The sequence below is a fragment of the Vibrio sp. Of14-4 genome (genome assembly GCF_022347625.1).
GTDB classification, from domain to species: domain Bacteria; phylum Pseudomonadota; class Gammaproteobacteria; order Enterobacterales; family Vibrionaceae; genus Vibrio; species Vibrio pristinus.
This window is the reverse complement of the sequence record NZ_JAKRGI010000039.1, coordinates 1-11,186: the sequence shown is the minus strand read 5'-3', so window position 1 is coordinate 11,186 and position 11,186 is coordinate 1. Positions and strand designations below refer to the sequence as shown.

Sequence of the window (11,186 nt, the reverse complement as noted above, 5' to 3'; positions counted from 1 at the left end):
GTCAAACACTTTTTAAAATTAATTTTAACGGCTATTTTCGACCTCACTAACAGGCTTCAGACATATGCCTTACCCCGTGTCAGTGGGAGCGCATTATAGGGACACTCACTAATAAAACAAGTAGAAAATGTGTTTTTTCTATTAAAAAGAATTAACCGTTCAAAAAACGCCCTATCTTCATTCTCTTTACTAATTTCTGCTAGGAAACTCACTTGCACTGTATCTATAACAAATGACGCCTTAATAGAGAATTTGATCTTTACAACACAATCCAAAAAGTTACGTAACTGAATTTTTGACTCCACGGAAACAACAAAGCCTCGACTTTCGTCGAGGCTTTGTTGTTTAAATATGGTACCGGTGGGCGGACTTGAACCGCCACGCCCGAAGGCAACGGATTTTGAATCCGTCGTGTATACCAATTTCACCACACCGGCATCTTGGGGCTATCGCCCTTCGATGGTTGGCATTATACGTATGCATTAATAAGGTGCAAGAGCAAAAGACTGAATTCGCTATCGTTTGCTGATAAATTCACCACAATTAACTAGGTTGAGTATAAAATGCCTTTTCAGTCTTAATCTATCGCTATATTCTGATCACCAGCTACAACTGAGGTACACAAATTTTATGTTAACAACAGCGGAAGCACAGCCAGCAGGGCTCATGCGTCGTCTAGGAGCTTTGTTTTACGATGGGCTTATTGTTATTGCAATTGAAATGATAGCGGCAGGGGTCGTTATAGCCATTCTCCACGCTCTCATGGCGCTTAGTATTTTTAATCCAGCACCATATATGGATGTTAGTGACTATCTTACACGCCACCCTATTTGGGGGCCTGCCTATACATTTTATCTTGCGGCGGTTTGGGTATACTTCTTTGTCTTCTTTTGGACCAAAGCTGGTCAGACATTAGGTATGAGAGCCTGGAAACTGCAGATACGCAATCAAGACGGAGGTTCGATTTCTGTCACCCAAGCATTGATAAGAATTGCTACATCGGGGTTTGGGTTGGCGAATTTAACGGTACCTATTGACCCAAAGAAACGTGGTTTTCATGATATATGGGCAAAAACACAAGTTATCCTGTTAGACAAAGCACAGTAGATAATAGAGGAAGGGAGACCCCTTCCTCTCACTATCTAGCAAACAGCTAACTCTTTCAGCATTGATTCTGGGAGAGCCAATTCGTCATTTTTATTCACTTCTACACCACTATTAATTATGTCTTGTGCTATTTGTTTTGCCTCTGACAAAGAGTGCATAGCAGCCGTCCCACACTGATATTCATTTAGTTCAGGAATATGAATTTGTTTTTCAACTTTGAGCACATCATACATAGCTGCAAGCCAAGCTTTTGCAACACGGTCTTCTGAAGGTGTTCCGACTAAACTCATATAGAACCCTGTTCTGCACCCCATGGGAGAAATATCTATAATTTCTACCTCATGTCCATTGAGATGATTACGCATAAAACCTGCGTATAAGTGTTCTAACGTGTGAATACCTTTCTCAGAAAGAATAGCTTTGTTAGGGGCAGTAAAGCGTAAATCAAATACTGTGATCGTATCGCCGCTTGGTGTACTCATGGTCTTTGCGACTCTAACAGCAGGGGCATTCATTTTAGTGTGATCAACAGTAAAGCTATCAAGCAATGGCATTATAATTATCTCCTATTTGCAATAATCTTACAGCAGTAAGTTATTGCTTTATGTGCCTTGACGTCCTGCAAACCCTAATGATTCATATGCAACTCTTCAACAACTTTGTTGAATAACAATAAAAATTAATGACAGAGTCACGTATAGATAATAAGAATAAAAAACAATTTACTCAACATAGTGAAGAAAGCGCATAGTTTGCAACCAGATTAAACACCAAATAAGTATTAGAAGCGCAGCTCGAAAACCGAGCCGCACTGATAAGAGGATTGAAATTATGTTTCTAAATGGAAGCTGAAATGTAACTTTAGTGGCGGGATATGTTACGAAATTAAGCAGACTAAACTGGCTGCTTTAACCCATGGCTCCACTTACTGATCTAAGTATGCAAAATAGCCTTGCAAAAAATCATCAAAGTTTAGCGTATCAGATTGTTCTACTTGACGCTGAGCTTCATAGGATCGTTGAACTTCTTGTTCCATAATCTCTTGGCTATAAGTTGTATATTTGTGCCTCGCGTGCTGCTCACTGTATCTTTTCCCAAACTCACAACCCACTTTACCTAACCCACCAAGTCGTTTGGTATCGGCAAGTAGCTGACCAGAAAACGTAAGTTCTGGATTATCGATCCAAGTGCGAAGTTTATTACATACGGACTGATAAGCTTCTCCGCCATGGACACTATCCATGCGCTGCGCTATGAGAAGAAGTTCATCAAAGACTCGATGAGCCCAATCTTGCAATGATAGCACTTCACCTTTACAACCTATTTGTAACTGCAGGCCAACTTTTCGCCCAGATGCGATTACTTTATCCCAGTTTTCCCGCCAACATTCTTGTTCACAAAAATCCATAGGCTCAGAGTCAGAAAGTGCAGACCAAGTCAGAAAAAGATCGAGAAAGCGGATTTGATCTTGATCGATCCCAACAGAACTGTATGGGTTAACGTCAAGAGCACGAACTTCAATATATTCAACGCCACCGCGCGATAGCGCCTCTGATGGTTTCTCACCATTTTTAGCTACTCTCTTGGGGCGAATGGGGGCATACAGCTCATTTTCTATTTGTAAGACATTAGTATTTAGCTGGCGATATTCACCCTCTACCTTGACACCAATGTCAGCAAACTCGGTGGATGGTGTTCTAATTGCGGTATTTAAACCATCCAAATATTCACTCAAACTGTTAAAACCAATCCGAAGCGAGCTCTGAGCACTGTTGGTGTAGCCAAGATCACTCATACGCAAAGAGGTTGCAAAAGGGAGATAAAGTGTTTGACCAATGTTTTCGAACGGTAACTTTGTTTCTCGACCTTTGATAAAAGACGAGCAAAGTGCAGGAGACGCACCAAAAAAGAAAGGGATCAACCATCCAAATCTATAGTAATTTCTGATTAAACCAAAATACGCCTCAGACTTAGATTCACGGCGCTCTGCTTCGCTTTGTTCACCGTATAAAGCATCCCAAAAACATTCCGGAAAAGAGAAGTTGAAATGAACGCCAGAAATAATTTGCATCAAACTGCCATAGCGACGCTTTAGACCTTCTCGGTAGAGCGTTTTCATTTTCCCTGAATTCGATTCACCGTATTGGGCAAGGTGAATATCATCTTGGTGACTAACATAACATGGCATAGAAAGTGGCCACATTCTCTCCTCACCAAGCTTAGATTGGGTAAAATGGTGGATATCTTCTAACTGTTGAATGAGTGTCTTGATATCAGTAGAGACTGGTGTAATAAATTCCAGTAAGGATTCTGAGAAGTCTGTCGTGATCCAATCATTCGCGTAAGCGGAACCAAGGTCTTTAGGGTGAGGGGTTGTCGCAAGTCGACCATCCTTTTGGTAACGTAATGTCTCTCTCTCAACCCCCCGAGAGAGGGATTTAAATGACTCTGGTTTGAGAGTAATTTTCTCAAGTCGCTTAGCAAAATCAGTCACAATGAAGTTCACTTCTAGTCCTGATCCAAACATTATGGACCGTTGATATAAAGAGAGACGGAGAAAGTCCGTCTCTCTGTCTTGGTATAGTTATGTGTACTCTAACGAACGATTTCAAGCTCTTCTAGTGGGATTTGTAAACTTTCTAGCTGAGGCTTCAAAGCTTGAACATCACCAACAACTATGATTTGGTAGTCATCTGGTGTAAACCACTTAGCAGCCATCTTGTTCAAAGTGCTTTTGCTGACTGTCTCAACAATCTCGTTACGCTGCTGCAGATAATCCTCATCCAAGCTATACGCAAGAATACTGCTAATTAACTGAGCTTTCTGCGATGGTGTTTCGTATTTCAGCGCATCCTGCTGACCCACTGCCAAGCGAAGAAATTCCATTTCTTCATCCGTTATACCTTGCTTACTATACTTATCCAGCTCACTCTGTATCTCTATGACTGACGCCGCGGTAGTGTCTGCGCGCACTTGGGCAGAGAAAACAATAGCGCCCACTTCTCTATTGGCCGCAAAGTAGCCACTAGCTCCATATGTATAGCCTTTATCTTCCCTTAAATTTTGATTAATACGACTATTAAAATTACCCGCAAGGTTAAAATTCGCCAATTGAGTGAGATAAACTTCTCCTGTTGCATCAAACGGTAAGCCTTGACGAACAAACCTAACAATACTCTGTGGAGATCCTGGTTTATCAACTAAATATACTTTTTGTTTACCTGTATTATTTACCACTTGAGGGTGTAAAAGTGGTGCTTCTTCACCATTCCAGTTTTCAATAAAGGCCAACTCTTTTTTGATTTGACGTTTATTGATATCTCCAACCACCACTATCTGAGCTCCTTGAGGAGTATAGTGTTTGCGGTAAAAGGTTTTCACATCATCAAGAGTTAGACTTGAAATCGAGTCTTTTGTACCGTCATTAGGTCGCTGATAGATAGAACCAGAGAAAAGAACTTGTCGAGTCGCTTGTGAAGCCAACCAACTTGGTTTCTGATGTTGATAAACAATACCTTCCAGCATCTGTTTTTTATTACGCTCAAAGTCTGAGTCCTTGAAAGCAGGCTCTAACAGTACTTCCTGCACAATTTCTAGCGTTTGATGAAGATTCGCTTCGAGGGTGGAGATTGAAATGCTCGTGGTATAATTAGCCGCACTGATAGAGACTGTGCTACCCAGTTTATCTAGCCTTGCCTGTAATTCCTCTTTGGTGGACTTAATCGTCCCCTCTTCCATCATAGTCGCCGTAAGATTTGCCAAGCCTTCTTTACCTTCTTCTACATAACGCTCACCAGCTGGAAAACTAATATCAATCTCAACGGTTGGTGTTTCACTACTTTGAGTGCCAAGCAGTTCTGCACCGTTATCAAAATAAACATGATAAAGCTTTGGCATATGTGCTTTAACCGCATTTGCAACTTCAGGCATTATCGAACGGTCAAAGCTGTCTAACGGGCGACGATAATTTAATTCTTTATCACTAACCTTTGCATATTCAGGTAATACCCGTTGCGGCGTTTCAAAAGTGGCTGGTGTGACTGCGTAACTCAATTTACGTTTTGGCACAACGCTGAGAGTAACCTTAGGATGACCATTCACATAACCGTGGTAAGCATCCATCACAGCTTCGGGTGACACTGCGCGTATTTGCTCAAGCTGAGATTGAATTCTGTCTGGCTGGCCAAAGAAAGTTTGATTAGAGGCCAATTGAGACACTTTACCTTTAACACTTTGCAACGCAAAAACTGCATCGGCTTCAGCCATCCCAGTTATTTGATCTAGTCGCTGCTGGCTCACTCCTTGCTTTTCAAATCGAGCTAAAGATTGCATTAATGACTGATAAAGTGGTTTCAATTTGCCATCAGGCCCTGATGGTGCCATCGCATAAACATAAAAAACACATGAAAGCTCAGAACAATCCTGAAAGGCACCTGCATCAACCGCTTTTTGTGTTTTCACTAGGTCTTGGTATAGCAAGCTATTGGTGCCCTGTCCTAACACATTGGCTAAAGCATTCAACGAAGCTTCCGTTTTGTCACCTTGATAAGTCGTCGGCCAACCAATAAGCACCATAGGTTGCTGGATGCGATCTTCTAATGTTATGAACTTATCTTCGGTCAACACAGCAGGTTGCTTCGGCGCACTTTCTACTTCAGGTCCTTTAGGGATAGAACCAAAATATTTATTCACCCAAGCCAACGTCTGCGCCACATCAATGTCCCCTCCGATGGTTAGGACTGCATTGTTAGGACCGTACCAGCGGAGAAAAAATGCTTTGAGATCGTTGACATCAACACGATCTAGATCTTCAACATAGCCAATGGTCTGCCATGAATAGGGATGACCTTCTGGATAGAGCGCCTCTCCCATTTTCTCCCACATCAATCCATAGGGGCGGTTGTCATAGTTCTGTGCACGCTCATTTTTCACTGTATCACGTTGAATTTCAAACTTACGCTGTGAAACTGCATCAAGCAAAAAGCCCATTCGATCCGACTCAAGCCAGAGCACTTTTTCGAGTTGATTAGCGGGGACAGTTTCAAAATAGTTAGTTCTATCTCGGTTGGTAGTACCATTGAGCGAGCCACCCGCTTCGGTGATCAATTTAAAATGCTCTTGATCTGCTACATGTTCGCTTCCCTGAAACATCATATGCTCAAAAAAATGTGCAAAACCCGACTTCCCAACCTCTTCTCTCGCAGAACCAACATGATAAGTAACATCTACATGAACTAAAGGATCAGAATCGTCCGGAGATAGAATAACCGTGAGTCCATTATCAAGCTGATACTTAGAGTAAGGAATAGTTGTCTTACCCGGCTGTTCAAGTTGCTCTTCAATAAAAGTTACACCAGGAGGAAGAGTAGATTTAGAGGAGAATGGGCCACTTGCACAGCCGTAAATAGTTAAGAGAGAAAAGACACCTAACCAGATTTTTCTCATGACATATCCTTAGAAAAAACCGTAATACAAGGCTGCTATAAGGCTGTATCGTAATGCTTTGCCAATCAATATCAACCATAAACATGGCCAAAAGTGCATTCGTAACCAACCTGCAGCGAAACAAAGAGGATCACCAATTACAGGTAACCAACTAAATAAAAGCGACCAGTAGCCGTATTTACTCAACCAATACTGAGCTTTATGACCATATTTTTCATTTTGAGTTCGGTTGGGCAACAAGAAACCCAGCCAATAGTTCGTTAAACCACCGAGAGTATTCCCCACAGTGGCAGTAGATACCACTGAAAAAACAGAGTATTGATGAAGAGAAAGCGTTGCAACGAGTCCTGCCTCTGACCCTCCAGGCAAGATAGTTGCGCTCAAAAAACCTGTAATGAATAGAACCCAAAGTGCTGAATCGGAAAACCAAAGTGCGATACTTTCAAAGGCAGCGTTAAACGCTTCTAGCACTGCATATCAAGTAAAATCTTGCCTCGCGTGTGTCCCGTTTCAATTTGTTGATGAGCTTTATCCACTTCGCTCATTGGGTAGATATGTTGGATTTCAGTTTTTAACAAACCGACACTGACCATATAGAGTAAGGCATCAAGCTGCTCAGGATCTGGACTAACCAACATACCTGTGGCATCAAAACCTAACATCTTGGCTTTCTCACAAATTAAGTCCGCCGTTATGGTCGGAACCGTGACAACTTTCGCACCATCACTTAAACAATGCAAAGCATCAAGAGCCGCATCACCACCAACAAGATCAATTAAAACGTCAGCTTCCTCGACTCGCTCAGAAACAGGAGAAAACTCATAGTTGATCGCGTGAGCGCCAAGCGTTGCCATATAATCGAGATTTGCGGCGCTGCATGTGGTAAACACTTCGGCTTTAGCTGCAATAGCGATTTGAATAGCTAGATGACCAACACCACCCGCGCCAGCCAGTATCAACACTCTTTGCCCTTCATGAACGCCAGCTTTATCGAGCGCTTGAACCGCAGTTTGACTTGCCAAAGGTATGGCCGCAGCCGCTTCTAAGGTTGTCGCTTCTGGCACTAAACTAAGCTCTGTTTCAGGAACACAAATATATTGGCTGTAACCTCCCCCTTGCAAAGGGAAGCCCACAAACCCAGCCACTTTATCGCCCACTGAGAATCGTTCTGCTTGTTCACCACAGGTTAGTATTTCTCCTGAAATATCATACCCGGCTACCCAAGGGAGGTTATCTTTCTTTTGTGATGCTACCCACCCCAGTCCTGCACGCGTTTTCGCATCGAGCGGGTTAATGCCGGCAAAAGCGACTTTCACCAACACTTCCCCTTTCTGGGGACTCGGCACTGGACTAGACTGAATGGTCAAGACTTCTGGGCCACCAAATTGAGTAATCGCGATTTGTTTGTTTTCCATTTGTTCATATCCATAACGACAACAAAAAAGATGCAAAGCATCCTTTTGAATATATACCATTTATTACTAACGAGTTAACTGCTAAAACTAAAATTAGCCAATAACCTCATCGTGGGCTCATAAAATGAGCGCTGAATCAATCAAGAAATCTGTCCAATACGGCACAAGTCACCTATTGATAGTAAGTAAAGCATAGAGATTCTGATTTCATGTGAGTTGCACTCTTTTGGCGATGTGACTGCAACTTGTCATGTTAAGAGCTGAGCTATGAAATGGGTAATTAGATATACGTATACCAGTATACGCCGAGTACAATGCTCAGCCATTTATAATATCTTTTGATCGCAAAGTCGTTTGAGGCTAATGGTTCTATTTCATATACATCAATGAGATATAGTTTCAATATAAACAATAGAAGAACTTAGCTAGCCAAAACCTTTCGAAACTATCAGAACTGGTGTGCGGTATAGTTTTCAAGAAACATTAGAAACTATTGATATGCTTTTCAAGCCGAGTTCGAGTGAACACATTGTTTACTTCCCCTTTTTTTTTACCATGAAATAATAAGGACGTTTGGGTTTATTAGCTTAGATTTCCTAGCCCAAATAGTAATAATTCAAACTCGGTGCATTTTAGTTTGATATTTATTTTTCGACGTAAAAATCAAGTAATATGGAGTTAATATAATGAAAAAGAACATTATCATTACACTGGGAGTAGTAGGGCTTGGATGTGTTTTTTCTGCTAATACTCTTGCAGGAATTAATGGAAACCCTAGACAAAAATTATGTGTGAAGTTATTGGAAAGCCCCTCAGAAAACTTAGTAATTGAAACCTACCAAAGCGTCTATGACACTAATAATGGAGGAACGGAGGAAACACTTTCAGAAGACATTACTATACAAGCTGGATCCCCTGCAGCTGAATACTGCGGACACGATATTATAGAGGGAAAGATTAACGGTGATGGAAAAATGAAAGCGGAGTTCAACGTCCTACTCAATGGTGAAGGCAATACTATTGATGAATTTAAATCCGATTCCTTTTTCAATGGACATGGACAAAACAACGAGTGGGATCTGAATGAAAAAGGCCAGTGCAATGGCTCTTCGCAACAAAACCCAGGTGTATATATGGACGCTACGGATAAAAAAGGTCACAGCTTTAAAGACTGCGGAAGCCATGAGATACCGGACGAGAATCTAGTTAAAATTGTTTTCACACCCAATTTAAGCAGTATTAGCGGCCCAGACAACCCAGACAACCCAGATAATCCGAATGGATACGAAGAGTACGACCCTGAAGCAGTTGTTAACGGTACAAGTGATTACCATGATGGACAAATTGTGTTTCAACCGACCAACTCTCTAACTTACCAGTGCAAGTGGGAAGAATGGTGTAATATGGACCCTAGTTATTATGCGCCTGGTGAGGGAAGCACTTGGGAACAAGCATGGGACGAATACACAGAACCTGAAGACTAAACGCTTAGGTACTAGCTTATCACGTTAAAAGTCCATTGTTCTGAATACATCTTATCAAAAACATAACCTATCTATCCAGCGCACCAATAAATTAACCATTATTAGTGCGCTGTTTATGTGAAAATTAACATCATTTAAGTTTCTAATGAAGACCACTCTCCATATTTATATTTCAATTAAATATTATTAAAAATTTTTATTACCTTTATTATCGATTTATATATAAAATAAAATTACTTTATATTTATTTCTACAGAATGCTCATAAATCAAAAATATTAATTACACCTCTAACTTAGCTACTCATTTAAAGCATAATTATTTCTTTACTACCTATCATACCTACCGGTATAAAATCACTGAGTTAAGTGAATGATTTAAAAATGAAAACAAAAACATAGATAGAGCAAATGCTCTATCCTAAGAAATAAAAATATTGTAAGATTGATAGATAATAATGGAATTAGAGACCATAATAAAAAGGATTTATAATGAGAAGTCAGTTAATAAATATAGTGATATTTATTACTTTGTATGAAAAAGGAAACTTTCGCAAAACGTCTTCAGAGTTAGGGGTATCACTAGGAACTATATCAAAATCAATTAAGTCATTAGAAGAAGATAGCCCATCACCGCTTTTTATAAAAAGTAATGGCGATTTTAAACCAACAACCTATGCCCATACGCTATATGGACATTTGTCAACGACACACAAAGACCTACTCAACAAGTACAATTTATTTAAATCTATCACTAGGCATATTAATGTGCTGATACCTCCTCAAATCGCATCCTACAACTTGGTCGATTCATTGGTTAAATTTAATAATGAGTTCAACACACAACTCATAGTCAATGAAGGAATAAGACCTGAGTCCTATGAGGCAGCATATACTTCACTTATTATTGGCGAGTTGGATTTCATGCTCGATGTGTCACCAAACCACTCATCCAGTTTCGTCTCACAAAGAATAGGGACTTATCCCATCAAGCTTCTGGCATCAAAGAAATATCACGATTCAATTTCAGTCAGAAGACTTACCAAAGATATGCAATTTGCAAAATATACCTGGCTAGGAAAAACAGGCAGCTTTATACATGAATATATGGGTATACCACCAGACAGTCAGGTTGGCTTCATTACCCAGAGTGCGGCCAACTATTTTGAGGTGATCAAAAAAACACCATTCATTGGATGTTGTACAACGAGTAAAGCCTTAGAACTTGGTAATGACTATGTGTACGATACTGAAGCCTTCATGGAGCTGGAATTATACTTTGTAACTACTAAATCAGCGCTAAGTAATAAGCCCGTTGTAAAGTGGTTTTATGACAACTTTAAAGATGGTTCTCAATTGCAATTTTCAAGAGAAGTTTAAACCAATCTAAGTAGGAGAACTACGAAATCAAGACTCATCACCCAATGATCAAAACGCGCTATAAGATTGATAGCAGCTTAGTTGTGATAAAGATATGTAAAAATATAAGTAACGGTTTATTTAGTGAAGAGTTTTGAGGTATGGCGCGCTCGGAAGGATTCGAACCTTCGACCGCCTGGTTCGTAGCCAGGTACTCTATCCAGCTGAGCTACGAGCGCGCAATGATTTGATATTGAATATCAGGAATATCAATCCCCAAAAATAAGTGGCGCGTCCTGGAGGATTCGAACCTCCGACCGCCTGGTTCGTAGCCAGGTACTCTATCCAGCTGAGCTAAGGACGCACGAAAATCTAATA

At 40.6% G+C, this 11,186-nt stretch carries 8 protein-coding genes and 3 tRNA genes; 3 read left to right on the top strand and 8 right to left on the bottom strand.

All coding sequences use genetic code 11. The features are described from left to right. Positions 1–352: 352 nt before the first annotated feature. Positions 353–437, bottom strand: a tRNA-Leu gene (locus MHN79_RS20640). A 229-nt stretch (positions 438–666) separates the two neighbouring features. Between MHN79_RS20640 and MHN79_RS20635 the strand changes: the two genes are divergently transcribed. After that, positions 667–1,107, top strand: a complete 441-nt coding sequence (locus MHN79_RS20635; protein WP_160932815.1) for an RDD family protein — start codon at positions 667–669, stop codon at positions 1,105–1,107. 35 nt (positions 1,108–1,142) lie between these two features. Here the strand turns inward: MHN79_RS20635 and luxS are convergent, their stop codons facing one another. The 5 genes from luxS to MHN79_RS20610 form a co-directional block, all read right to left on the bottom strand. Next, a complete protein-coding gene (luxS, locus tag MHN79_RS20630; protein WP_160932810.1) occupies positions 1,143–1,661 on the bottom strand; it encodes an S-ribosylhomocysteine lyase in 519 nt (172 codons plus the stop codon). A gap of 371 nt (positions 1,662–2,032) precedes the next feature. Further along, a complete protein-coding gene (gene gshA / locus MHN79_RS20625; protein ID WP_239174851.1) occupies positions 2,033–3,601 on the bottom strand; it encodes a glutamate--cysteine ligase in 1,569 nt (522 codons plus the stop codon). Between the two features lie 101 nt (positions 3,602–3,702). Next, positions 3,703–6,552 (bottom strand): pitrilysin family protein, encoded by a 2,850-nt coding sequence (locus tag MHN79_RS20620; protein ID WP_239174849.1) that lies wholly within the window; start codon positions 6,550–6,552, stop codon positions 3,703–3,705. A gap of 9 nt (positions 6,553–6,561) precedes the next feature. After that, positions 6,562–7,023, bottom strand: coding sequence for a YqaA family protein (locus MHN79_RS20615; protein WP_160932807.1), 462 nt, complete (start codon positions 7,021–7,023; stop codon positions 6,562–6,564). Beyond that, positions 7,017–7,967, bottom strand: coding sequence for an NADP-dependent oxidoreductase (locus MHN79_RS20610; RefSeq protein ID WP_152431285.1), 951 nt, complete (start codon positions 7,965–7,967; stop codon positions 7,017–7,019). The genes MHN79_RS20615 and MHN79_RS20610 overlap by 7 nt, the downstream gene beginning before the upstream one ends. Positions 7,968–8,653: 686 nt before the next feature. On the opposite strand from MHN79_RS20610, the gene MHN79_RS20605 reads away from it, so the two are divergent. Both MHN79_RS20605 and MHN79_RS20600 read left to right on the top strand, forming a co-directional pair. Continuing rightward, positions 8,654–9,451, top strand: a complete 798-nt coding sequence (locus tag MHN79_RS20605) for a hypothetical protein (protein ID WP_239174847.1) — start codon at positions 8,654–8,656, stop codon at positions 9,449–9,451. 490 nt (positions 9,452–9,941) lie between these two features. Further along, entirely contained in the window at positions 9,942–10,829 is an 888-nt protein-coding gene (locus MHN79_RS20600) for a LysR family transcriptional regulator (RefSeq protein ID WP_160932803.1), read from the top strand. 141 nt (positions 10,830–10,970) lie between these two features. Here MHN79_RS20600 and MHN79_RS20595 read toward each other — a convergent pair. Further along, a tRNA-Arg gene (locus MHN79_RS20595) sits at positions 10,971–11,047 on the bottom strand. Positions 11,048–11,095: 48 nt separating this feature from the next. Next, positions 11,096–11,172, bottom strand: a tRNA-Arg gene (locus tag MHN79_RS20590). Between the last annotated feature and the right edge of the window lie 14 nt (positions 11,173–11,186).